The organism is Thalassospira povalilytica (genome assembly GCF_002844235.1).
GTDB classification, from domain to species: Bacteria; Pseudomonadota; Alphaproteobacteria; order Rhodospirillales; family Thalassospiraceae; genus Thalassospira; species Thalassospira povalilytica.
Window position 1 is genome coordinate 85,231 of the sequence record NZ_PGTS01000007.1, and the last position, 23,945, is coordinate 109,175.

Sequence of the window (23,945 nt, forward strand, 5' to 3'; positions counted from 1 at the left end):
GTCACACAGCGCATGCAATATACAGGTAGTCAGGTTGACCAGTGCGCGAAAAGAGAGGAACCTGAAACTTATCAATAATTTCGTTTCAGCAGTCATTTTCAGATTGGCGCAATGACCAAAGAACCATTCAGCATCACAGCGGCACTTTCGCGGATCACCCGTGCGGATGATCAATATGATGACGGGACGCTTGAGGTGGATGAAGGCATGGAGGTCGATGCGCTGTCAGAAGGCGCACTTGTGCCCAAGCGGGTGCGCGATCCCGATCTGACCCGCCAGAAACTTCTTGATGCGGCCTTTGGCGAAATCCGCCGGGCTGGGTTTGGCGGAGCATCGATTGCCAATATCCTGGATGTCAGCGGCTGTACCAAAGGGGCGCTGTATCATCATTTTTCCGGCAAGGCCAAGCTGGTCAATGCGGTGATCGAGGAATGCCTGCCGGGCTATGTCGATCAGGTGTGGCTTGCCGAGCTTGAAGATGTGGATGACGTCCTGCCGGTCATGATGGGGCAGGTCGACCGGCTTGGCCGTCATGATGCGCCCGAACTGCTTGAAGGCGGCTGCCCGCTGGCACGGTTGGCATCGGGGGCAGGCGAACTTGACGAAGGATTGCGCAAACGGATTGACGGTGTTTACCGCTATTGGCGGCGTGGCCTGGCATCGCAGATCGGCAAGGCGCAATTCAACAAGACCGTGCGAACCGATATCGAACCATCGGCGGTGGCGGAATTTGTCATCGCGTCCCTGCACGGGTTTTTGACCCGCCCGCCAGCCTTGCGCACCCGGGAAACCCAGGATGCCTTTGCGCGCGAGTTTGCCCGTTATCTGAATAACCTGCGTCCGGTAGCCTAGAACAATCTGTTTGGAATATCCCGGCCCCGCACGGTTCGGTTTGGCGATGTTTTACGGCGTTCCATCGCTTGAACGGTGCCCCGCATCGCCCTTGCGCGCGGTGGTTTGCCAAACAATCCACCAAACACGACCAAAACGATCCAATCCAAATTGAAACTGTAGTGGGGAAACCTTGCACGGTTCCCGTCCATTAACCGGCCTGATAATTTTAAACAAAAAAATAGTGTATTAATTGAAATATTGACATTTTTCTGTGGGTGATTACATCTCTTTCACAGTTTCATGAATTTTTCGACATATGGAGACAGGCCCCATGCGCTCTCTCATTCTTTCTGCTGTTGCAGTGGTGGCATTTGCCTTTGCTGGAAATGCTGCCCAGGCCGAGCGCCTGACGGAAAAGCCGCTGGTTGATGCCAACTGGGTTGAAGCAAACCTCGATAATCCGTCGCTGGTGGTTGTTGATATCCGTTCGATGACCAAGGAAGGCAGCCCCTATGACGCCGGTCACATTCCGGGATCGGTTTATGCGCCTTATGGCAAGTTCGGCTGGCGTGCCAAGGTCAATGATGTTGTCGGCATGTTGCCGCCTTTGGATGTGATTTCAAAGCGCATCGGGTCGCTTGGCATCGACAATGACAAACAGGTCGTGGTTGTCCCGGCCGGTCAGAACAGCTCGGACTTCGGGGCTGCAACCCGTGTTTATTGGACCTTCAAGGTTCTGGGCCATGATGCGGTAACCATTCTTGATGGTGGCCAGCGCGCATGGCTTGCCGCAGGCAAGGCGGTTTCGACCGATGCGGTCGCACCTGATGCGGTTGCGTTCAATGTCAATTTCCGTCCGGAACTTCTTGCCACGGCAGAAGACGTTGCCAAGGCACGTGAAAACGGTGTTGCGCTGATTGATGCCCGCCCGGAATCACAGTTCAAGGGCGAAACCAAAAGCGGCGTAGTCGCACGTGCCGGTGCGGTTCCGGGTGCAAAGAACATTTCGCAGTCGGAATTCTATAGCGATCAGGAAGGTGCATTTGTTGCATCGGACGTGATTGAATCGCTGGTTTCGGATGCCGGTGTCGACAAGGATGCCAAGGAAATCACCTATTGCAATACCGGTCACTGGGCGTCGGTCGCATGGTTCGGTCTGTCCGAAGTGATGGGCAACAAGAACACCGCGATGTATGATGGTTCCATGACCGAATGGGCTGCTGATCCGAACCGTGAAATGGTTGTTTCGGAATAATTCCGGAATTCATATCAGCCCTGAAGGCACAGACATTTTGGACGGAATCGGGTTTGCCCCGGTTCCGTTCGTGTTCGTGGGCTTTGACCCGACAGATTTCCTTTAACGTTACTGAGCGTCACCATGTCAGAAACGACACTTAAGGCCCGCCCGGACGTCCCGGGCTTTGACTTTGACAAGGGACCGGCGGCGATTACCGCGGTTCTGTTTGTTGTGGTCGGCATTGCCATTGCCCAGGCGGTGGATCTGCATCAGGCCGTGCTTTACGGTCTTGGCGGATTGCTGGGCATTTCACTTTATCATGCATCATTCGGTTTTACCGGCGGCTGGCGGCGTTTTTCGGTCGAGAAACGCGGACGGGCGATGCGCGCCCAGCTTTTGATGATCGGGGTTGCGGCCGCGGCCTTTATTCCGATGCTGGCGCTGGGAAGCCCGCTTGGCAATCCGATTGTCGGGGCGGTGGCACCGGTGGGCACATCGGTGCTGGTCGGGGCCTTCATGTTTGGTCTTGGCATGCAGCTTGGCGGTGGATGCGGTTCGGGCACCCTGTTTACGGTTGGCGGTGGCAGTGCGCGTATGTTGCTGACGCTGGCCTTCTTTATTATCGGGGCGGTGATCGGAACGGCGCATTTGCCGATGTGGCTTGAACTGCCATCCTTGCCGCCGATGAGTGTCGGTCGTGAATTCGGTGTTGCGGGCGGCCTTGCCGTGACCTTTGGTGGTCTGGCGCTTGTCGCGCTGATGACGGTGATTGTTGAAAAGCGTGCCCATGGTTCGCTTGAAGCAACGCCCAAGGCGCCGCGTGCCGGTCTGGCGCGCCTGTTCCATGGTCCCTGGCCGCTGGTCTGGACCGGGTTGCTGTTGGCGGGGCTTAATATCGCGACCCTTCTGATTGCCGGTCATCCGTGGTCGATTACGTTCGGCTTTGGTCTTTGGGGGGCAAAGATCGCCCAGGGCATCGGTATTCCGGTTGAAACCTGGGAATTCTGGAACTGGGCGGGGCCTGCCAAGGCGCTTGGCAATTCGGTTCTCGAAGATAATACCTCGGTGATGAATTTCGGCATCGTGATCGGTGCGGCCTTTGCCGCGGCCCTTGCCGGAAAATTCGCGCCGAAGGTATCGGTGCCGATGGCGTCGCTTCTGGCGGCGGCAATTGGCGGACTTTTGATGGGCTATGGCGCGCGTCTGGCATTTGGTTGCAATATCGGTGCGTTCTTTAGCGGGATCGCATCGGGCAGCGTGCATGGATGGCTGTGGTTTGTTCTGGCCTTTGCGGGCAGTTGGGTCGGCATTGCGCTGCGTCCGGCATTTGGATTGGATGGATTCCGGAAATGAGCGAGAAAAACACACTTCTTTTCGGTGCGGTCTTTTTAGCCGCGACCGGTGCGGTTGCCCTTGATCATTACACCCATACGGCCAATGTCCCGGCAATCGCCAATCCGGCCCCGGCCAAGCGCCCGGCCGCCGGGGCAAACCCGTGCGCGGGAAATCCGTGTGCCGCCAATCCGTGTGGCGCGAATCCCTGTGGTGCCAATCCTTGTGGTGCGAACCCGTGCGGGGCAGGGTACAATCCGTGTGCGGCTAATCCATGTGCCGCAAGCCCGTGTGGTGCCAATCCCTGTGGGGCGGGCTATAACCCGTGCGCAGCGGCACCCTGTTCGGCAAACCCCTGTGCGGCAAGCCCGTGCAGCCCATGTGCCGCCAATCCGTGTGCTGCCTATAACCCATGTGCAGCCGTGCCGTGTGCGCCGGCCAGCAATCCCTGTGCTGCGGCCAATCCTTGTGCCGCATACAATCCGTGCGGTGCCGCGAACCCGTGTTCGGCCTATTGATATTTTCTGTTTTCTAACCCTCTGGGAAGATCTATCGTTTCCAGAGGGTTAGGAGAAATACTGTTGGCGAATAAAAAGTGGACCGATGAAGAGCGATACGCTGCTTTAAAGCTGTATTTTGAGCTCGACTTTGGTCAATTCCACGCGCGAAACAAGAATGTGATTGAGTTGGCGCAGGTTTTAGACCGCACGCCAGGTTCAATCGCCATGAAGCTTGGCAATTTTGCAAGCTTGGACCCGACACTTGATCGTGGTGGGTTAAAGAATGTGAGCGCTGCTGACAGAGCGTTGATGGCGCGCTTTCACAATCAGCCTGCGCGAGTCATTGATGATATTGAACGGGCGGTCGATAGAATTGAATATCGGTCTCTTTCCCTGCCTTCTGCAAATCCTGAAGATAATGTTCAAGACGGGATGCAAGATCAGCAAATCGGATTCGACATATCGGGGCGTCCTACAAGCGTTATGCGGGTTCGGGAAGAGCGGCTCAATCAAGGATTCTTTAGGCGAGCGGTTTTATCGGGCTACCATTTTCAATGCTGTGTGTGCGGCTTGAAGTTCGTGCGGTTGTTAGAGGCAGCGCATATTAAGCCGCATCACCAAGACGAAACTTTCAGACTAAGGCCCGACAACGGACTGTCTTTGTGCCGCAATCATCATAAGGCGTTTGATGAAGGTTATTGGACGCTTGGCGGTGACTTCGAGATCGAGCTTGATCCACGATTGCGCAAATTGGCCCGGCATGATGAAGCGATCAGTGATTTATTGATTGCGCATGAGGGCAAACAGATTCGCCAACCATTTCGCTATCTCCCTTTGAAGGAAGCAATTGATTGGCATAGAGAAAATACGTTTGCAAAGAATGAGCCGGTGTTGGGGAAGGGTTAATCAAAAAGAGTGGCAAGTTTGTCCCTACGTCACGGGGGAGTTTCGAAGGTCTGGCGCGCAATTCTGCCGGGCCTGTTTGCGTAAAACGCGGGGCTGTCACAAATATGGCGTTTGACAAGCCGGGCAAACTCTGCGCATGGTGTCGCAGAAATTTGATCGCTCCAGAAGCGTAGAGGGGACTGAAATCCCCCACTGTTGAGTGGTTGACCTAAGAACGCATTGAAGTGTCCAGCTACGCGGGTACTTCCTGAACTGCAAGGCGCAGACCTGATTACTACATTTCACCGGGCGTTGTCCCAGCTGTCTGCAGCCTCTAATTTACGAGTTACCCTTATTTGACCCAGTTTTCCGAACTCGGCCTGGCCGAGCCGGTCCTTCGCGCATTGGCGCAAGAAGGCTATGACGCGCCGACACCCATTCAGGCGCAGTCCATCCCGTCCCTGCTTGAAGGTAAGGACCTGCTTGGTATCGCCCAGACCGGTACCGGCAAGACGGCAGCATTCGCGTTGCCGATTCTTGATCGACTTTCCAAAACCGAAGGCCGTACACCCAAAGGTGCCTGCCGTGTGCTGGTGCTTGCGCCGACGCGCGAGCTTGCCGCACAGATCGGTGACAGTTTCCGTGCCTATGGCCGTTTCCTGAATGTCCGTGTGGCTGTGGTTGTGGGCGGTGTTGCCCATGGTCCGCAGATCAAGGCAATTACGCCGGGCGTCGAAGTTCTGGTGGCGACACCGGGCCGTCTTCTTGACCATGTTGATAGTGGCAAGCTGACGCTTAAACATGTTGATGTGGTTGTGCTGGATGAAGCCGACCATATGCTTGATCTTGGCTTCTTGCCGCCGATCAAGCGCATCATCAAGATGTTGCCGCGTGACCGTCAGAACCTGTTCTTCTCGGCGACCATGCCGACCCAGATCGGTCAGCTGGCTGGTGATATGCTGTCCGACCCGGTCAAGGTTTCCGTGACCCCGGTTGCAACCACCCAGGAACGTGTTGATCAGTCGGTTTACCTGATCGAGCGCACCCGCAAGCGTCAGCTTCTGGCAGAGCTTCTTGATAATCCGGTCTTCAAGCGGACCCTGGTCTTTACGCGCACCAAGCGCGGTGCAGACCGTGTGGCCCGTCATCTTGAAGCCAATAAAATCAGTGCAGCCGCCATTCATGGCAATAAAAGCCAGAACCAGCGCGAGCGCGCCCTGAACGCATTCAAGGATGGTCAGATCGGTGTGCTTGTCGCAACCGATATCGCCGCACGCGGTATTGACGTTGATGGCGTGACCCATGTCGTGAATTTCGAGCTTCCCAATGTGCCGGAAAGCTATGTGCACCGTATTGGCCGTACGGCCCGTGGCGGTGCCAGCGGTACGGCGATTGCGTTCTGTGATGAAGAAGAACGCGGTCTTTTGCGCGATATCGAAAAAACCACCCGCCAGTCGATCCCGGTGATTGATCGCCGCGATGCCGAAGCTGCTGCCGAACAGGAAGCGCAATCGGCAGAAGCGCGTGAAGCCAACCGTGGCCGCCGTGCAAATGGTGGTGGTCAGGGGCGTTCTCAGGGCCGGGGACAGGGGCGCGGACCGAATGGTCAGGCCCGTGGCAATGGTCGTGGCAACGGCAACGGTAATGCCGGTCGTGGTCAGGGTGGCAATGGCCGCCGTGATGGCGACGCAAACCGTGCAGCCGCCGGCAACCGTCCGGAGCGTTCCAATGATCGCCCGGTACGCCAGTCGTCGCAGCGTCGTGACGGGGAAGGCAATGCCAGCGCCGCACAGGCAGAGGTGAGCCCGGCACTCGAAAAATCCAGAAGCCGTTACAAGGGCGGGATCAAATCCGGCCCGACCAACGGTCGCGGGAGCGGCCCGGCAGGCAATGCCGGTTCGTCCGATGGGCGCAAGCGCCCGGTCAAGCGTGTTGATTCCGATGGAAACCGCCGCGACCGTGCACAGGGCGACAATTCAATTTCTTCCGGTCTTTCCTTTATGGGCAGTACCGAGGAACGCCGCGCGAAAGGCAACGGGGGCAATGGTGCCCGCAATGCCAAACCGCAAGGCAAGCGCGGCGGTGCGAACCGCAATCGCAATCCACGTGGCCCACAATCTGGCGGGCAGCCAGGGGGTGGTGGCCGCAACACATCTTCGAACAATCAGAGAAGACGCGACCGCGCCTGATCTGATTGTCGATCCAAAATAGGCGCGCCCAGTCGGGGCGTGTCGTAACGCCACTCAATACTCGATAGGAGATCTAAAGATGGCAACTGGTACCGTTAAATGGTTCAACGCAACTAAAGGTTTTGGTTTCATTCAGCCGGACGAAGGCGGAAATGACGTATTCCTGCACATCAGCGCTGTTGAGCGCGCTGGCATGGGTCACCCGCAGGAAGGCGACAAAATCAACTACGAACTGCGCACCGATTCCCGTTCGGGTCGCGTTTCGGCTGACGACCTGTCGGCTGCCTAATTCGGTTTGTCCTTCCTTGTGAAGGGCACCGCGTTAATGAAACCCCCATCTGCGCAAGCGGGTGGGGGTTTTGTTTTGCCCGGAATTCGGATCAGGGGCGCAAAAAGGCGATCTTGGCCCGGGTCGCGGCACTGAGAACATGGAAATGCATGGCGTCGCGGGCGCCAGACGGGTTGTGTTCGCGGACATAGCGCAAAACCTGTTCATGTTCGGCCAGCGGGGCGGCAATCGCCTTGGCATTGGCAAAGGGCAGCATCTGGTTTTCATGGATGGTTTGGGCCGCAGGGTGCATGGCCTTGGCAAACATCGGGTTGCCCGATGCCAGCAGCAATATCTCATGAAAGTCTGTATCAGCCATGGCCGCGGCAATCAGGTCGTCCTGTTCAAGGGCGGTGCGCATGTCGGTGATGCTGGTTTCAAGGGCGTCAAGATGATCCTTGCTGCGCATTTGTGCGGCCAGACCCGCCACATAAGGTTCGATTGCCAGTCGGAACTGATAGACCTGACCGGCCTGGCGGTTGCGGTCCTGATCAAGGGGTGTCTGATGGTGACGATCGGCAATGTATACACCCTTGCCAGCATGAATATGGACCATCCCCAAAGCTTCGAGGGTGGCCAGGGCTTCGCGCAGGCTGGTGCGGCTGATGCCCAGTTCGGTTGCCAGAACACGTTGGGCCGGTAACGAGTCACCTGCTTTCAGATCATTGTTTTTAATCAGGTTTCGTATGTCCCGCGCGGCGCGTTCCGGGGCGGTTTCGCTGCGTGCCATCTGTTGTTCCTGTTGCTGGTCAGACCAGTTTAATAGTTTTTGATATTCGAAAGTGGCCGGTTTTTCGGGGTTTAGGATTGATCTGATATTGAATTTACGCTGAAGAAAAAATTATTCATAGACAAAAGATCAAAAAATGTGCAGCGTCAGTATCAGGTTAAAAATAGTGCATAACAAATCCAGAAAATCACAGACAGACGGGTAGAGGCTTATGAAACAGTTTTTCAAAACCGCGATTGCAGCCGTTGCGATCCTGACCGCGCCGCTTGGTGCGGCGTCGGCAGGCGCGCTTGACAGCATTGCCGAGGCCGGGGTTCTCAAGGTTGCAGTCCCACAGGATTTCCCGCCATTCGGATCGGTTGGTACTGACATGCAGCCCAAGGGCTATGACATTGATATGGCGGCCCTGATCGCCGAAGATCTTGGTGTGAAGCTTGAACTGGTGCCGGTGACGTCGGCCAACCGCATTCCGTATCTGACCACCGGCAAGGTCGATCTGGTGATTTCCAGCCTTGGCAAAAACCCGGACCGCGAAAAGGTGATCGATTTCAGCGCACCTTATGCCCCGTTCTATAACGGCGTTTTCGGGCCTGCTGATTTCTCGGTCGAGAAGGCCGATGATCTTTCGGGCATGTCGGTCGGTGTGACCCGCGGGGCGATCGAGGATCTTGAACTGACCAAGATTGCGCCGGCTGATGTTGATATCAAACGCTATGAAGACAATAACGGCACGATTTCGGCATTCCTTTCGGGTCAGGTTGATCTGATTGCAACCGGCAACGTTACCGCCGCTGCGATCATTGAACGCAACCCGCCGCGCAAGCCGGAACCGAAATTCCTGATCAAAAACTCGCCCTGCTATGTCGGTCTGAACAAGGACGAGCCGGAATTCATGGCCAAGGTCAACGAGATCATTGCCGCATCGATGGCCGATGGCCGTTTGAATGCGATTGCCGAAAAGTGGCTTGGCATTCCGCTTCCGGAAAAGCTCTGAGCAATTTCAAGCCACACCTGACGGGATCGTTGCAGATCAATGGCATATAAATTCGACTTTGGCGCGATCGTGCCGCATTGGGAACTTCTGGTCGACGGGATGATCCTGACGACAGAATTGACAGTGATCGGTGCTGTTGTCGGCGTCGGATTGGGGATCATGGGGGCGTGGGCGCGGGCGTCGCGCGCCCCGGTGATCAGCCAGATTGTCGGTGTCTATGTCGAACTGATCCGCAATACCCCGTTTCTGGTGCAGCTGTTTTTCATCTTTTTCGGGCTTCCGGCCCTTGGCGTGAAGCTTTCCGAATTTCAGGCCGCCGTATTGGCGATGATCGTCAATCTTGGGGCCTATTCCACCGAAATCATCCGGGCGGGTATCCTTGCCATTCCGCAAGGTCAGATCGAGGCGGCCCAAAGCCTTGCCATGAACCGCGTGCAGATTTTCCGTTATGTGGTTTTGCTTCCGGCACTCAAGAAAATCTGGCCCGCTCTTTCAAGTCAGATCGTGATTGTGATGCTGGGATCGTCGGTCTGTTCGCAGATTGCAGCCGAGGAGCTGACATTCGGGGCGAACTATATTCAGGCAATCAATTTCCGGGCCTTTGAAGTCTATTTCGTGGTGACGGGGCTTTATCTTGCGATGTCGATCCTGCTTCGGATGGGGTTGAAAGTTTTGGGCAATTTCCTGTTTGAACGGCGGCGTCATGTCTGAATTTTCCCTGTGGGACATTGTTTATAACCTGCTGCTTGCGGCGCGCTGGACGGTGTTGCTATCCCTGACCGCGTTCGTTCTTGGCGGGATTGTCGGGCTGTTGCTTTTGATGGTGCGCACGGCGGGCAATCCGTGGGTCGTGCGGTTTGTACGCGGCTATGTCGAACTGTTTCAGGGCACCCCGCTTTTGATGCAGCTTTTCATCGTGTTCTTTGGCTTGCCGCTGATCGGGCTTGATGTATCGCCCTGGGTGGCCGCGACATTCGGGTTAACACTGTTTACCAGTGCGTTCCTGACCGAGATCTGGCGCGGATGCGTTGAATCGGTTGGCCGGGGCCAGTGGGAAGCATCGGCCAGCCTTGGCATGAATTTCACCCAGCAGATGCGCTATATCGTCTTGCCGCAGGCGCTTCGCATTGCCATTCCGCCGACGGTCGGTTTTTCGGTCCAGGTCGTCAAGGGAACGGCCGTGGCATCGATTATAGGTTTTGTCGAACTGACCAAGGCCGGGACCATGATCACCAATGCGACCTATGCGCCATTTACGGTCTATGGCTGTGTCGCGGTGATGTATTTCCTGATTTGTTATCCGCTGTCGCTGTTTGCCCGTCATCTGGAAGGAAAGTTCCGCAATGTCGCTCGTTGAATTGCATGCCATTCACAAAAGCTTTGGCGCGCTGGAAGTCCTTAAGGGCATTGATCTTTCCATTGACGAGGGGCAGGTGATTGCCCTGATCGGCAAAAGCGGGTCGGGCAAAAGCACGCTTTTGCGCACGATCAACGGGCTTGAGGCGATTGATGACGGTGTCATCATGGTGGGGGGCAAGAAAATCAGCGAACGCGATACGGATTTGCTGGCCCTTCGGCTTCAGGTCGGCATGGTGTTTCAGCAGTTCAATCTGTTTCCCCATTACACCGCGCTTGAAAATGTGATGCTGTCCCCGCAGGTCGTCAAAAAGCAATCCAAGCCAGAAGCCCGCGAGATTGCCGAGGAAATGCTGACCAAGGTCGGGCTTGCCGACAAGATGATGCATTACCCCGATCAGCTTTCAGGCGGGCAGCAACAGCGCGTGGCGATTGCGCGCGCCCTTGCCATGAAGCCCAAGGTGCTTTTGTGTGACGAGGTGACATCAGCACTTGATCCGGAACTGGTCAACGAGGTGCTGGCGGTTGTCCGCCAACTGGCCGAAGAAGGCATGACCCTTGTCATGGTGACCCATGAAATGCGGTTTGCCCGCGAGGTTTGTGACAAACTTGTTTTCATGCATCAGGGCCGCATTCACGAAACCGGCGACCCGGAAGAGGTTTTCGCCAACCCGAAAACGCCGGAGCTTTCAAGTTTTGTCGGGGGGCTGGCATAGGGATTTGGCAGACCGTCCTGTGATGGTTTTATGACATCTTGCTGCCAAGTCCCGGAAGTCCTTCGCGATTTTTGTTCCGGCGCGCTAGAACGAAACCCGATGCCATGGGCGAACAGGGGTGTTTTATGCGCGAGGACGGGCATACCGAGAACGGAGTGACAAATACAGCAGCCCGAACAGGGGCGGTGATCGGGGTTCTGGATCGTTTCCCGGTGCTGGTGTTGGGATTGCTTCTGGTCGGGGCGTTTTGCGCGTCCAGTGCCGCACCGCTTGCCGGGCTTTATGTTGTTGAGGGGCTTGGTCAGCCGCCCTGGAAAATCAGCATGGTGGCGGTTGTTCAGGTCTGTGTGACACTTTTGGTCAATCGCGGGTTCGGGCGGGCCATTGATCGCGGATTTCCGGTCAAAATCCTTTTGATCACCAGCATCCTTTGTTTTGCGCTTGGCATGTTCATTCTGGGCGCGATCCGCAATTACTGGGTTTATCTGTGTCTGGTGTCGATCCTGCTTGGGATCGGGGCCGGGGCGCTTTCGGTGATGTATTCATTTGGCCGTCTGTTTGCCGAGCAGACCGGGCGCGATGTTGTCAAATTCAACGGATTTTTGCGCATTCAGACATCGCTTGGCTGGATGGTCGGGCCAGCAGCATCGCTGTCGCTTTACGGGGCGTTCGGGTTTGCAGCGACCTATTTCACGATTTCGGGGCTGGCGGCGGTCTGGTTTGTGGTTTGTTTGCTGATTGTGCCATCAGCGTTCAAAACCCATCACCCGAACAGCCTGAAATCCGGTGCGAAAGTCCCGTTCAATTTCGGCCTTTTGCAGGCCTGTGTGCCGGTGTTTTTCATTGCGGCGGCCAATGTGGTGTTTGTATCGGCGATGCCGCTTTATTTTTCGGCCGAGCTTGGGCTGGTGGCGTCATCGGCGGGGTTTGCGCTAAGTGTGAAATGCCTTGTCGAAGTGGTGGTGATTTATTTCTGTGCCAAGCTGATCCGAAAGGTTGGCGAGCGTAAGGGAATGCTGATCTCTGCCGTGCTGGGCGCGATATTCTTTGGCCTGATCCATGAAGCCGGAACGCTGGTTGACGTGCTGGTGCTGGCGGTGCTTGACGGGGCCTATTACGGGATATTTGCCGGGATCAGCATGACATTCGTGCAAAACTTCGCCAAGGACCAGCCCGGTATCGCCACCGGATATTATGTCAGCACGCTTTTTGTTGGCGGCTTGTTGGGGAATCTTTTGACCGGTGTTGTCGCCAGTGCATATGATTTTCGAACCACGGTTCTGATGGCATGCCTGTTTGCCGTGATCGGGGCGGTCATTTTGCTGATCAGCCGCGATGTTAACCCGGATGCCAAAACAGCGGCGTCATCAAGATGACTTGACTTTGTCGGGCGTGCGGCGATGATCGCACCATGTCTGAACAAACCCAAAATACACGCCCGCGTTTGTTTGTGGATGCCGATGCCTGTCCGGTAAAGGCGGAATGTGAACGTGTGGCTGAACGCCACCGGATCGAGATGATCCTGGTGTCCAATGGCGGTATTCGTCCGTCGCGCAATCCGTTGATCAAAATTGTGATCGTGCCGCCCGAACCCGATGCCGCCGATGACTGGATCGCCGAGAATGCCCGGGCGCGCGATGTGATTGTCACCAATGACATTCCGTTGGCGTCACGCGGGCTTGAGATCGGAGCACGGGTGCTTAAAGCCAATGGCCAAGAATTTACGGAAGCCAATATCGGCAATGCATTGGCCGGGCGCGAGATCGCGGCCCATATGCGCGAAGTCACGGGCGAGCAGGGGCGCAATGCGGCCTTCACCCAGAAGGACCGGTCGAAATTTTCAAGCGCACTTGAGGTGCTGGTGCAGGCGGTTCTGCGCGGCTGATCAGACTGAGAGACAAAGACAAATGCAAAAGAGGCCGTCCTGTTTAAGGACGGCCTCTTTTTTTCAGGTCAGGATGCTGATGGTGATTTTGGCATTGCCTTAAAGGCTGGGTTCCTGACGTTCAGGCTGCGGGTTTGATGCGGTGGTGATGGCCGGGGTGCTGCCGGGCGTGAATGTTTCGCCACGGCCAAGGGCGTTCATCCCCTTGATGACGCGGATCAGGGTCCAGACGAACCAGTAAATGCCCAGCGCCAGCGGCACGATATACAGAATTGCACCGATGCCAAGCGTCATGAAACTCAATGCGCCAATCAGCATGTAAAGCACGATATTGATGACCATGATGATCACGCCGCGCCAGAAAATGGCAATCTGGTGTTCGAAATGATTGGCGGCAACCGCGTCGCTTGTCGTGCGGTTCATATAGGCCATGACGACCCCGGCCAGCGCCGTCAGACCGGTCACAAAGCCGACCAGATAAAGAATGTAAACAATGTTCGCCAGATTGCGGCCTTCGCCGCTTGGCGCTTGCGGGGTGGAATTGGTGGTTGCTTCCATTATGTCCTCAAAATCTAATATGAAGAGAAAATAAACAAGTCGATACCACCTTAAAGAGAACTTCAGGTGAAGGCGAGGAAATAGTGATTGAAATCAATCGGCTGTAAAACAAAACAGGCCGCCGGACATAAAGTCCGACGGCCTGCACACAGGTCCTGACTTGCAAGGGAACTCAGTGCAAGTCAGGCTTCCCCCCTGCGTTAGCTGATTGAACGGGAGAGCCGGACAGAAGTTCCATCCGGTTCCAGTTCCACTGGCCTTAGAACGGGTAGTGGCGTTTGCCGCTTTGGATGGTGATCCAGCGCATTTCGGTGAATTCGTCGATCGATGCCTGGGAGCCAAACCGGCCATAACCGGACGATTTCACACCGCCAAACGGCATCTGTGCTTCGTCCTGAACGGTCGGGCTATTGATGTGGCAGATGCCGCTTTCGATGCGTTTGGCAACGTCCATGGCACGCGGAATATTGGTCGAGAAGACCGCAGAAGACAGGCCATATTCGCTGTCATTGGCGATGCGAACGGCTTCGTCTTCGTTGCCGGCACGGATGACGACACAGATCGGACCAAAGCTTTCCTCGGAATAGATTTTCATTGCCGGGGTGACATGATCCAGAAGGGTCGCGTCCATCAGAACGCCATCCTTGGCCTTGCCCGAACCGGCAACCAGTTTGGCACCCTTGGAAACCGCGTCTTCGACCAGTTCTTCGATGCGATTGACAGCTTCGACATTGACCACACCGCCAAGGATGTGTTCGGCCTTGGCCGGGTCGCCAGCGGTAAGGGTTTTTGCCTTGGCAGCCAGTTTGGCAACGAATTCGTCGGCAACCGCATTGTCAACGATCAGGCGTTCGGTCGACATGCAAATCTGGCCCTGGTTCATATAGGCGCCGAATGCCGCACCATTGACGGCTTCGTCAAGGTCGGCATCGTCCAGAACAAGGAACGGTGCCTTGCCGCCCAGTTCAAGCAGAACCGGTTTGAGATGTTCGGCACCCAGCTTGGCGATGATGCGGCCAACACGGGTCGAGCCGGTAAAATTGATGCGACGTACCGCCGGATGGGCAATCAGGGTTTCGACGATTTCCGGGGCATCTTCCGGAGCGTTGGTGACAACGTTGACCACCCCTTCGGGGGCACCGGCTTCGACCAGGCATTCACCGATCAGGCGATGCAGGGCCGGGCAAAGCTCGGACGCCTTGAGCACCACGGTATTGCCACAGGCAAGCGGCATGGCAATGGCGCGCGTGCCCAGAATGACCGGTGCGTTCCAAGGTGCAATGCCCAGAACAACACCGACCGGCTGACGTACACCCATGGCCATCAGGCCCGGATGATCGGACGGAATGATATCGCCGGTGATCTGGGTGGTCATGGCACCGGCTTCGCGGAGCATGTTGGCCGCAAGATGGGCGTTAAAGCCGCCCCACATGCGGGTACTTCCGGTTTCATCAAGGACAAGCTGGCCGAACTGGTCGCCCTTGGATTCCATGATGTCGGCTGCCTTGAGCAGGATCTTGCGACGGGCACCCGGGCCCATTTTTGACCATTCCGGGAAGGCCGCGGCAGCGGCATCGGCGGCCTTGCGGGCATCGGCGGCATTGGCCGCCGCCGCAACCGTTGCGGTTTCGCCGGTGACCGGGTTTTTGCGTTCAAACGTGCGGTTGTTTGACGCGTTCACATCCTGGTTGCCGATCAACAATTTTACATCATTCATGACGTTTCTCCTGACTTTATCAATTACTGCTGCGAGGTGGCGAAAAGCGGCATCATGCCGCCCCAAGGCCAAGGAAGGCCTTTTGCACAGCAGGGTCGGATTGCAGGGCCCGGGCGCTGTCTTGTCCGGTGATGGCCCCGTTTTCAATCAGATATCCCCGATCTGATATGGCAAGGGACTGGTGCGCGTTCTGTTCGACCAGAAGAACACCAACCCCGGTTGTACGAATGGCGGCAAGCGCCTTGAACAGATCCCCGGTCATGATGGGTGACAGACCAAGGGAGGGTTCATCAAGCAGCAAGATATCGGGATTTGACATCAGCGCACGGCCAATGGCGACCATTTGCTGTTCGCCGCCGCTCATGGTGCGGGCGGCCTGGTTCAAACGTTCGGCCAGTTTGGGGAACAGACCGATCACCCGATCAAGGTTTTGTTTTTCCGATGCGCGTGCCCGTTTGGCAAAGGCCCCGAGTTCAAGATTTTCACGCACTGTCAGTTCGCCGAAAATGCCGCGGCCTTCGGGGACAAGCGCCAGACCGGCTTCGACGATTTTGTGGGCGGAAAGATCGGTAAGCTCCGCCCCGGAAAGATTGATGCGCGTCCCATCCTGTGCGGTGACAAGGCCGGCACAGGCTTTGAGCAGGCTGCTTTTGCCCGCACCATTGGCGCCAAGCATCACAACGATTTCACCGCGATCAACGGTCAAGGATACATCGCGCAGGGCTGCGTGTTTACCATAGGATACAGACAGGTTTTTGATATCAAGCATGGCTGTCTCCCAGATAGGCGCGGACAACTTCGGGATCGGAAAGGACTTCGTCAGGCGTGCCATCGGCGATCTTGGCCCCGGCATTCATGACAACGCAACGATCGCACAGGCTTCTGATCGCATCCATCACATGTTCAACCATGATGATGGTCAGGCCTTCTTCTTTGAGCTGCCGCACCAGGGCAATACCGTCCTGAAGTTCGGACGGGTTCAGACCGGCCAGCCATTCATCAAGCAAAAGAAGCCTGGGCTGAAGGGCAAGGGCGCGGCCCAGTTCAAGGCGTTTCTGATCGATATAGGTCAGATCACCGGCAGGCGTGTGGGCCTGTTTGGCAAGACCGATGCGGTCCAGCAGTTCAAGGGCAGCCGAATGGGCGGCATCCCCCCATAGCGGATTGGTGCGATAGGCAAGACCGGCTTCAATATTTTCCACGCAATCAAGATCAGGCAGAACGCGGACAAGCTGGAACGTGCGCGCAATGCCGGAATGGCTGATCTTGTGGGCGGGCAGGTTTGTGATGTCCTTGCCGCTGATGACGACCTTTCCTTCGTTGGCCTGAAGGGCACCGGAAATCAGGTTCATCACCGTGGTTTTGCCCGACCCGTTCGGACCCAGAAGGCCGACAATTTCACCGGCATGGACATCAAATTGCATCTGATTGACCGCAATCAGACCGCCAAATGCCTTATGCAGGCCCGAGATCGAGAGAAGAATTTCGGTATTCATGCTGTTTTCTCCCCTGATTTGCGGGTGGTTTCGGTGTCGGTTGAAAGCGTGCGTTTTTTCGGTGCACGGTATTTTTCATACAAACCAACCACACCACCGGGCAGAAGATAGACAATCACCATGAACACACAGCCAAGCAGAATGCTGAAATGGTTCGGGAAGCTTGCGGTCAGAACTTCAAACAGAAGGGTCAGCGGAATGACCCCCAGAAGCGGACCCAGCAAACGGCGCGGTCCCCCCAGAAGTGCCATGATGACAACCTGGAATGACAGCATCGGGTTAAAGGCAATCACCGGATCGATATAGGTCCAGCGTGGTGCGATGATGGCGCCGGTCAGTGTCATGAATAGGGCAGACAGAACAAACAGCGCGACTTTGACGCGGGTAACATCAATACCGCAATGTTTGGCGACGGTTTCGTCTTCGCCAATGATGCGAAGCGCAAAGCCAAGGCGCGAACGCCCAAGGACAAACCCGGTCAGAAGCAATACGGCAAACAGGGCCAGCAACTGCCAGTAAATGTCATTCTGGGTGATATCAAGGAAGACATAGCGGCCCATTTCACGGGTGACATTGACTTCGTACCAACTGACAACCTGACGGACCAGTTCGGTCAGGCCAAAGGTAAAGATCACGAAATAGACGCCCGCCAGTCGCAAGGTCGAAAAGCCGACCAGAAGGGCAACAACCGTTCCGGCAAGGCCCGCACACAGAAGAACAAGCGGGAAGGCCATGACTTCACCGAGGACTGCGACCGTATAGGCGCCAATGCCAAAGAACACGACAGTCGCAAGCGAGATATAGCGCGTCGGGCCGGAAAACATCGACCAGGCCGTGGCAAGCACGGCGAAGCTGACGACACTGATGGCAAGCGACATATAGTAGCTGTCAACAAGCGACGGCAGGAAGGCAAGGGCGGCAAAGATTGCGGCACCGATGGCCACCGGCCGGATGAAATCGGGTTTCAGAAAGGGAGTCATTATGCGGTCCTCCCGAACAGGCCGGATGGTTTGATCAGCAAGACCAGAAGGAAGATCACATAGGTGACAGCAATGGTCAGGCCCGGATCGATATAGGTTGCCACCAGACTTTCGGCGATGCCAAGGATCAGACCGGCAATCAGCGCGCCCAGAAGGTTACCCACCCCGCCCATGATCACAACGATCAGGGCCTTCATGGTAAAGACAACACCCATCGAGGTCGAAAAGGTCAGGAACATGCTGACCAGAACGCCGCCGACAGCTGCGACCGCACCGCCAAGCGCAAAGGCAAAGCAGGCTGCGAAATTGACATCAATGGCGACAAGGCGGGCCGAGGTCGGATCAACCGCAACCGCACGAAGGGCGGTGCCAATACGGGTACGCGTCAGGATCAGATAGAAACCAAGACCAATGACAACGGCAAAGCCAAGGGCAACCAGACGGTTGGCCGCGATGGCCGCGCCAAACACGTCAACCGCGTCATTAAGGAAATCATAGCTGTAATAATTGCCGCCAAACCAGACCAGCAGCACACCCTGAACGATGAACAGCAGGCCGAAGGTGGCCAGAATGCTGTCAACTTCAAGCATGCCACGGTTTTTGGCGCGCGCGACCAACGGGGTCAGCAAAAAGCGATAAATGCCCCAGTTCAGCGCGAAGCTGAGCGGAATGATGATCAAAAGACCAAGGATCGGGTTGATCCCGAGTGCGGTCATGAAAACAAAGGCAATAAAGGACGCGACGATCATCAGTTCGCCATAGGCGAGATTCATGATGCGCGAAACACCGTATTGCAGGGTCAGACCCATGGCGACAAGGGCATACATGCCGCCAAGCGTAATCCCCGATAATAATGCGTAGCTTAACATTCACTTCTTCCCAAAGGGGGTATCGGGTCCCGGACGGGGAGGTGTCGGGGTTCCCGTGCGGTTGTGCACACACGGAAACCCCGACAATCCTTTAAGGCTGCGATCAGTTCGCGCCTTTCCAGGCCGGTTTCGGGAAGACAAGTTCATGGGCGCCTTCCATGCTGGTCGGGGCAACGCCGACAAATTTGCCGTCCTGCCACTGACCGACCTGCCAGAAGGTCTGGTCGCCCGGCTTGTAGGTGCCAAGGATGGTATCAAAGCCGCCTTTGGCCAGTTCGGCATTCACAGCTTCGCGGTCGGTGGAACCGGCACGCTCGATTGCCTGTTGCAGGGACTGAAGCGATGCCCAGTTGACGATCGATGCCCAGCGATCCGGTTCGCGACCGGCAAAGGCAATGTGACGTTTGATATAGTCGGCGATCTTCGGATCGTTTTCGCTGGCACCGCCAAGGCTTACGACGCCTTCGGCATCCGCGCCAAAGCGGTCCTTATACAGCGGGAAGGCCGTGCCGACACCGGCATAGAAAACTTTGGGGTTGAAGCCCAGAACGCGGGACTGCTCGGTCAGGCCAAGGGTGCCCGGCGGATAGGAGAAGGCAACAAAGGTGTCTGCACCAAGCGATTTGATGTCATTGACGATGGTTGCAAGATCCTGGGACCCCAGCGGATAGGTTTTGTCATAGACCAGATCAAAGTCGCGATCTTCAAGGGCGGCACGACCGGCCTTGGACAGTTCGATGCCAAAGCCGTCGGCAACGGCGATCATGGCGACCTTGTCATTGATTTTGCCGGCGTCTTTCAGACCTTTGAGGAATTCGGCCATTTCGACGGCATATTGTTCACCGGTACCCAGCAGCCAATAGGAGTTTTTCCAGCGCTGAGCCAGTTGCGGTGCCTTGTCGGTCACAGCCGTACCGGCCAGATGGGCATAGCCCGCGCGATCAAGGATCGGCGCAACGGCAAGGTTCATGCCCGTGCCCCAGGGCGACAGGATGAAATCGACCTTGTCCTGGTTGATCAGGCGTTCAACCGCACGTACGGCTTCTTCGGAACTGGATCGGTCATCATATTCGACGACTTCGATCGGGATCTGTTTGTCGCCGACTTTAAGGCCGCCGGCATCGTTGATTTCCTTGACCCACATTTCATAGTTGGGCGTGGTGCTGGTCGCAGCCCCCGGCGCGCCCGGCCCGGTTTTCGAAATGGCATAACCAATGCGATAGGTTTCCTGGGCATTGGCACCAAACAGCGTCGCGGTGCTCATCAATGCGGTGGTCGCCGCAGCAATGGTCGCGATGCGCAGTTTTGCTGAAATTTGCATGCTTTTCCTCCTGATCTCTTTGCAGAGACGGTTTTCCCGTTTGCGCGTTATTTCAGGAGTTTAGGCAAAGAGATTCTGTTATTTACTTTGGGATTCAAAGTAAATCTCCGGCGTATCCTCCCGCCCATTAGTTCGCAGATGCAAAATAATGGGAACGCATTTTTAATATGTATTGTTGTTTTTGCGGTTCCTTTGACCGTCACTCTAGTAAGCGATGGAACCGTTCCAATGTAAAGATAGCGAAATTGACATTTTAAGACGAAAAATTGTACTTTTATACGTATAACCATTTGGAATGGATGGGCGATAAAAAGGCATGTGTGCGCAGTCATCCCGCGATATCCCGGTATCCAGTCCGGCACGTCTGGCGGAAAATCCGTTTGAAGATCTGTTGCCGGTCACAGCACAGGCGATGATGGACCGGTTTGATCATCCGTTATCCCCGCAAAGCTGGGTGATGAATGATCCGGGGCGGCGCGACCGGTGTTATGCAGTGCTGTTATTGTCCGGGCGGGCGCAGATCGCCCTGCGCCAGGGGGTGATTGATTGCAGGGCCCCGGCACTTGTGTGGTTGCCGCTTGGCGAAACGCAACGGTTTACGGTAACGGCGGGCAGCGAGGGTTATTTGCTGTCGGTGGCCGATGATCTTGTCGCACGTCATTGCGGGGATGGGGCGGGTGTTGCCGGGGGTAGTATGGCCGGCGGGGGGCTTCCGCTTCGGCTTGCGGCCGATACGGTGCATAATGTGACCCCGTCGGAAAACGGCGAAAACATTGCACATTTGCGCCGCAGTTTCGAGGCAATCCGGGCCGAGCTGATGCAAAATGCGCTGGGGGCCAGTCTTGTGGTCGGGGCGCATTTGCAGATCATTCTGACCATGGTGTTGCGTCTGGCCGAAAATGTGATGGAACAGCGCGACAAGCATCGACCGGGCTCGATTACCTTTCAGCGGTTCTTGCAGGTGCTTGAGCTTCATTTTCGCGAACACTGGAATGTGGCCGATTATGCCACCGCCCTTGGCGTCAGTGAAAGGCGGTTGGGATCGGCTGTTTTGCGCGCAACCGGCAAGCCGCCGCTTACGGTTATTCATGACCGCGTGTTGCGCGAAGCCTGCATGCGGCTGGAACAAAGTCCGCTGGGTGTGGCACAGATTGCCTATGGGCTTGGTTTTCGCGACCCGGCCTATTTCAGCCGGTTTTTCAAACGCTATATGGGCGAGGCGCCCGGGGCATACCGGCGACTGCGCCGCGCGGCAGAACGGGTGCGCGATGATACCTTTGCCGCCTGGCCATAAAGGTATCTAGACTGTTGCGGATGCTTTTTAGGGGAGTAGACAATGGGAACACCGGAAAAATTTACAGAGGCAATGTTCGCCAACTACCGGGCGGCAAAAGCCGAGCTTGGCTACAATGCAACTTACTTTCTCAAAATGCTCAATGATAGGAAGGGCGTTGGTACTGCACGCGCGCTACTAGCTTCACCTCGGCATCATGATGGTTATACAGAGCTATACAAGCTTCAGAGACTTGACCTGAGCGTTGAGGCATTGGTGCTAAACGAAGAGTGGAGAGACTTGTTTTTGCCTGAAGAATTAGACATCGCCCGAAATAGGTTGCGCGAAGCTGGATGTGACGAAACTGGCAGGAGCTTGAAGTCAAAACCGTAAGGGTATGACATGGCGAATGTCGCGAAAATGTATCAACGGCTCACGGCTTGTTGAATGCCGATCAAAGTTGCGTTGCCTTTTTTTGATCTTACTTCTTCGCTTTGATCGTAATGTTATTGCAACGCGAAATCAGATTGGATGAAAAACCTTGGGTAAAGGCAAAACACTTCTTCTTGGGCTTGTCGCGGTTCTGGTCCTGCCATTCGGGATCAGTCTTGCCGAAGATCCGCCCGGTCAGGACAAGAAAGAAAGCTATACCTGGCGCAATGCGCCGCGCTATTCATCGGGGGTTGCGCCAAGTGCGCAGGATCATGCCAATCAGGCCATTGTCATGGTGATGGCAGCCGATACATTTGGCTGGCGCGGATATTTTGCGGTTCATCCATGGATCATTTTCAAGCGTGCCGGTGAAACCAGCTATACCCGTTATGACGTAGTTGGCTGGGGTGGCGGCAATGTGGTCCGCAAGAATTACGCGATCCCCGATGGCCTGTGGTTCGGGGCCAAGCCGAAAGTTCTGGCCGATCATCGCGGCGAGGCGGCAGAAGCCCTGATTGACGAGATCGAGGCCGCGGTGGCGAGCTATCCGTTCCCCAATGAATATCGCAGCTATCCGGGGCCGAACAGCAACACCTTCATCGCCCATATCGGACGCGAGGTCCCCGACCTTGATCTTGATATGCCGGCCAATGCGATTGGCAAGGATTACCGCCCGATCACCAATCCGGTGGGCATGTCATCAAGCGGGCAGGGTGTTCAGGCCAATCTGCTTGGCGTTCTTGGATTGTCGGTCGGGCTTGAAGAAGGCATCGAGTTCAATGTGCTGGGCCTGAATTTCGGGATCGATTTCAATCGCCCGGCCTTGCGGTTGCCGTCGGTTGGACGGCTTGGCATGGATAATGTCGCATCCGAGGATAATGACGACGATGTTGCGACAAGCGAAGAAGCGCAGCATCGCAACGAACAGGCAGAAGTTCTTGCCGGACCAAGCAGCTAGTCCCTGATCCCGATAGCCGATCCCGTCGGGCGGCGTTTGGTTTAAATGCTTGCCATTTCGATGAAATGCGGCGAAATCTTGGGTTCATAAGAACCATTCGCAAGGCTTGGCCGTGTTTTCCCAAATCAGTCTGCTGGCCCGTCCGGGCCAAATCCCCGCGACCGTCTGGATCCTTGGGTTTGTCAGTCTTCTTATGGATGTGTCCTCGGAGATGGTGCAAACCCTGTTGCCGCTTTATATGGTTTCAGGGCTCGGATTGTCGGCGGTGACCATCGGACTGATCGAGGCCATCGCCATCGCAACCGCAACCGCGACCAAATTATGCGCCGGTGTGTTTTCCGATCTGATCGGATCGCGCAAATGGCTTGTTGTGGTCGGGTACGGGTTTGGCGCGCTGGCCAAGCCGTTCTTTCCCCTTGCCGAAGGCTTGGGCGCGATTGTTGCCGGACGGTTTGTTGACCGGGTTGGCAAGGGCATTCGCAGTGCGCCGCGTGATGCGCTGATTGCCGACGCCGCCCCGGCCGATAAACGCGGTGCCTGTTTCGGGTTACGCAAATCCCTTGATACGGTCGGCGGCTTTGTCGGGCCATTGATTGCCGTTCTGGTCATGATGGCTTCGGGCGGGGATTTCAGGCTGGTATTCTGGCTTGCGGTTATACCGGCTGTGCTGGCGGTGGCGATGCTGGTGGCAGGTATCCGCGAACCGGAAACCGCACAGGGCCGCGACGGGCGTCAGACCATAATCGATCTTTTGAAACGTTCCGGTGATCTGGGGCGCGGTTTCTGGCTTGTCATGGCGGCAGCGGCAATTTTGATGCTGGCCCGGTTTAGCGAGGCATTTTTACTGCTGCAAGCAGGCACGGTCGGGATTGCGGCAAGTTATGTGCCGCTGGTTCTGGTGTTGATGCATCTGGTTTACGGCCTGTGTGCCTATCCGGTCGGGGTGATGTCGGACCGGATCGGGCGGCGCGGGCTTCTGGTGGGCAGCATTGCGGTGCTGGCGCTGGCCGATCTGGTCATTGCCTTTGCGCCGGGGATTGCCGGCTATGTGATTGGCATCGGGCTTTGGGGGCTGCATATGGGCATGTCACAGGGGCTGATTGCGACGCTGGTTGCCGATCACAGTCAGGAACGTCTGCGCGGCACGGCCTTCGGGGTGTTTAACCTGGTCTGCGGCGTTGCGCTGATGCTGGGCAATGTGATGGCCGGGCTGATCTGGGAACAGTTTGGCACCTATATGACCTTTGTTGCCGGCGCCGTGGCCTGTGTGATGGCCCTGATCCTGTTCGGGGTGGTGGTTATGCGGGGACAGACGCCGGGCGCGAGATAGGCGAGAGCGCAAAACAGGCCGTGAA

At 56.2% G+C, this 23,945-nt stretch carries 25 protein-coding genes; 17 read left to right on the forward strand and 8 right to left on the reverse strand.

Translation table 11 applies throughout. The features are described from left to right. Nucleotides 1–111 precede the first annotated feature (111 nt). The 7 genes from CU041_RS17200 (at nucleotide 112) to CU041_RS17230 (ending at nucleotide 7,266) form a co-directional block, all read left to right on the forward strand. Nucleotides 112–852, forward strand: coding sequence for a TetR/AcrR family transcriptional regulator (locus CU041_RS17200; RefSeq protein WP_101247846.1), 741 nt, complete (start codon nucleotides 112–114; stop codon nucleotides 850–852). Between the two features lie 313 nt (nucleotides 853–1,165). Next, entirely contained in the window at nucleotides 1,166–2,089 is a 924-nt protein-coding gene (locus tag CU041_RS17205; protein WP_101247847.1) for a sulfurtransferase, read from the forward strand. A 123-nt stretch (nucleotides 2,090–2,212) separates the two neighbouring features. After that, a complete protein-coding gene (locus CU041_RS17210; protein WP_101247848.1) occupies nucleotides 2,213–3,424 on the forward strand; it encodes a YeeE/YedE family protein in 1,212 nt (403 codons plus the stop codon). Beyond that, the gene (locus CU041_RS20835) at nucleotides 3,421–3,921 is read left to right on the forward strand and encodes a hypothetical protein (protein WP_212733819.1); all 501 of its coding nucleotides are present in this window, start codon (nucleotides 3,421–3,423) and stop codon (nucleotides 3,919–3,921) included. Before CU041_RS17210 ends, CU041_RS20835 begins: the two co-directional genes overlap by 4 nt. A 63-nt stretch (nucleotides 3,922–3,984) precedes the next feature. After that, on the forward strand, nucleotides 3,985–4,809 hold the full coding sequence (locus CU041_RS17220) for an HNH endonuclease (RefSeq protein ID WP_068517055.1): 825 nt from the start codon (nucleotides 3,985–3,987) through the stop codon (nucleotides 4,807–4,809). A 335-nt stretch (nucleotides 4,810–5,144) separates the two neighbouring features. Further along, nucleotides 5,145–6,977, forward strand: a complete 1,833-nt coding sequence (locus CU041_RS17225; protein ID WP_101247849.1) for a DEAD/DEAH box helicase — start codon at nucleotides 5,145–5,147, stop codon at nucleotides 6,975–6,977. A 79-nt stretch (nucleotides 6,978–7,056) separates the two neighbouring features. Then, nucleotides 7,057–7,266, forward strand: coding sequence for a cold-shock protein (locus tag CU041_RS17230; protein WP_068517057.1), 210 nt, complete (start codon nucleotides 7,057–7,059; stop codon nucleotides 7,264–7,266). 91 nt (nucleotides 7,267–7,357) lie between these two features. Here the strand turns inward: CU041_RS17230 and CU041_RS17235 are convergent, their stop codons facing one another. Next, nucleotides 7,358–8,035: a FadR/GntR family transcriptional regulator gene (locus CU041_RS17235; RefSeq protein ID WP_068517058.1), complete on the reverse strand. Its 678-nt coding sequence runs from the start codon at nucleotides 8,033–8,035 to the stop codon at nucleotides 7,358–7,360. 211 nt (nucleotides 8,036–8,246) lie between these two features. Here CU041_RS17235 and CU041_RS17240 point away from each other — a divergent pair, with 211 nt between their 5' ends. The 6 genes from CU041_RS17240 (at nucleotide 8,247) to CU041_RS17265 (ending at nucleotide 12,986) form a co-directional block, all read left to right on the forward strand. Beyond that, nucleotides 8,247–9,029 (forward strand): transporter substrate-binding domain-containing protein, encoded by a 783-nt coding sequence (locus CU041_RS17240; RefSeq protein ID WP_068517059.1) that lies wholly within the window; start codon nucleotides 8,247–8,249, stop codon nucleotides 9,027–9,029. A 39-nt stretch (nucleotides 9,030–9,068) separates the two neighbouring features. Further along, nucleotides 9,069–9,740 (forward strand): amino acid ABC transporter permease, encoded by a 672-nt coding sequence (locus CU041_RS17245; protein WP_068517060.1) that lies wholly within the window; start codon nucleotides 9,069–9,071, stop codon nucleotides 9,738–9,740. After that, nucleotides 9,733–10,386 carry an amino acid ABC transporter permease gene (locus tag CU041_RS17250; RefSeq protein WP_068517061.1) on the forward strand — a complete coding sequence of 218 codons (654 nt, stop codon included), beginning with the start codon at nucleotides 9,733–9,735 and terminating at the stop codon, nucleotides 10,384–10,386. The genes CU041_RS17245 and CU041_RS17250 overlap by 8 nt, the downstream gene beginning before the upstream one ends. Continuing rightward, nucleotides 10,373–11,101: an amino acid ABC transporter ATP-binding protein gene (locus tag CU041_RS17255; protein WP_101247850.1), complete on the forward strand. Its 729-nt coding sequence runs from the start codon at nucleotides 10,373–10,375 to the stop codon at nucleotides 11,099–11,101. The genes CU041_RS17250 and CU041_RS17255 overlap by 14 nt, the downstream gene beginning before the upstream one ends. A 155-nt stretch (nucleotides 11,102–11,256) precedes the next feature. Then, on the forward strand, nucleotides 11,257–12,477 hold the full coding sequence (locus tag CU041_RS17260) for an MFS transporter (RefSeq protein ID WP_233433157.1): 1,221 nt from the start codon (nucleotides 11,257–11,259) through the stop codon (nucleotides 12,475–12,477). 35 nt (nucleotides 12,478–12,512) lie between these two features. Beyond that, nucleotides 12,513–12,986 carry a YaiI/YqxD family protein gene (locus tag CU041_RS17265; protein WP_101247851.1) on the forward strand — a complete coding sequence of 158 codons (474 nt, stop codon included), beginning with the start codon at nucleotides 12,513–12,515 and terminating at the stop codon, nucleotides 12,984–12,986. 99 nt (nucleotides 12,987–13,085) lie between these two features. On the opposite strand, the gene CU041_RS17270 is transcribed toward CU041_RS17265, so the two are convergent. The 7 genes from CU041_RS17270 to CU041_RS17300 all read right to left on the reverse strand — a co-directional run bounded on the left by CU041_RS17270 (nucleotide 13,086) and on the right by CU041_RS17300 (nucleotide 19,927). Next, nucleotides 13,086–13,544 (reverse strand): DUF4870 family protein, encoded by a 459-nt coding sequence (locus CU041_RS17270; protein WP_212733820.1) that lies wholly within the window; start codon nucleotides 13,542–13,544, stop codon nucleotides 13,086–13,088. A gap of 259 nt (nucleotides 13,545–13,803) precedes the next feature. Continuing rightward, nucleotides 13,804–15,261, reverse strand: a complete 1,458-nt coding sequence (locus CU041_RS17275; RefSeq protein ID WP_068517066.1) for an aldehyde dehydrogenase — start codon at nucleotides 15,259–15,261, stop codon at nucleotides 13,804–13,806. A 52-nt stretch (nucleotides 15,262–15,313) separates the two neighbouring features. Then, a complete protein-coding gene (locus tag CU041_RS17280; protein ID WP_068517067.1) occupies nucleotides 15,314–16,030 on the reverse strand; it encodes an ABC transporter ATP-binding protein in 717 nt (238 codons plus the stop codon). Further along, complete coding sequence (locus CU041_RS17285) at nucleotides 16,023–16,757, reverse strand: ABC transporter ATP-binding protein (protein ID WP_101247852.1); 735 nt, start codon at nucleotides 16,755–16,757, stop codon at nucleotides 16,023–16,025. The genes CU041_RS17280 and CU041_RS17285 overlap by 8 nt, the downstream gene beginning before the upstream one ends. Next, nucleotides 16,754–17,737 (reverse strand): branched-chain amino acid ABC transporter permease, encoded by a 984-nt coding sequence (locus tag CU041_RS17290; RefSeq protein ID WP_082817651.1) that lies wholly within the window; start codon nucleotides 17,735–17,737, stop codon nucleotides 16,754–16,756. The genes CU041_RS17285 and CU041_RS17290 overlap by 4 nt, the downstream gene beginning before the upstream one ends. Further along, entirely contained in the window at nucleotides 17,737–18,606 is an 870-nt protein-coding gene (locus CU041_RS17295) for a branched-chain amino acid ABC transporter permease (protein ID WP_101247853.1), read from the reverse strand. Before CU041_RS17295 ends, CU041_RS17290 begins: the two co-directional genes overlap by 1 nt. 103 nt (nucleotides 18,607–18,709) lie before the next feature. Continuing rightward, nucleotides 18,710–19,927 carry an amino acid ABC transporter substrate-binding protein gene (locus CU041_RS17300; RefSeq protein ID WP_082817652.1) on the reverse strand — a complete coding sequence of 406 codons (1,218 nt, stop codon included), beginning with the start codon at nucleotides 19,925–19,927 and terminating at the stop codon, nucleotides 18,710–18,712. A gap of 316 nt (nucleotides 19,928–20,243) precedes the next feature. Between CU041_RS17300 and CU041_RS17305 the strand changes: the two genes are divergently transcribed. From CU041_RS17305 to CU041_RS17320, 4 genes are all read left to right on the forward strand, one after another. Next, complete coding sequence (locus tag CU041_RS17305) at nucleotides 20,244–21,221, forward strand: helix-turn-helix domain-containing protein (protein ID WP_101247854.1); 978 nt, start codon at nucleotides 20,244–20,246, stop codon at nucleotides 21,219–21,221. A 42-nt stretch (nucleotides 21,222–21,263) separates the two neighbouring features. Then, nucleotides 21,264–21,593, forward strand: coding sequence for a hypothetical protein (locus CU041_RS17310; protein WP_101247855.1), 330 nt, complete (start codon nucleotides 21,264–21,266; stop codon nucleotides 21,591–21,593). Nucleotides 21,594–21,741: 148 nt separating this feature from the next. Further along, nucleotides 21,742–22,590, forward strand: a complete 849-nt coding sequence (locus CU041_RS17315) for a DUF3750 domain-containing protein (RefSeq protein ID WP_101247856.1) — start codon at nucleotides 21,742–21,744, stop codon at nucleotides 22,588–22,590. Between the two features lie 112 nt (nucleotides 22,591–22,702). Further along, nucleotides 22,703–23,920 carry an MFS transporter gene (locus CU041_RS17320; protein ID WP_233433158.1) on the forward strand — a complete coding sequence of 406 codons (1,218 nt, stop codon included), beginning with the start codon at nucleotides 22,703–22,705 and terminating at the stop codon, nucleotides 23,918–23,920. Nucleotides 23,921–23,945: the final 25 nt, after the last annotated feature.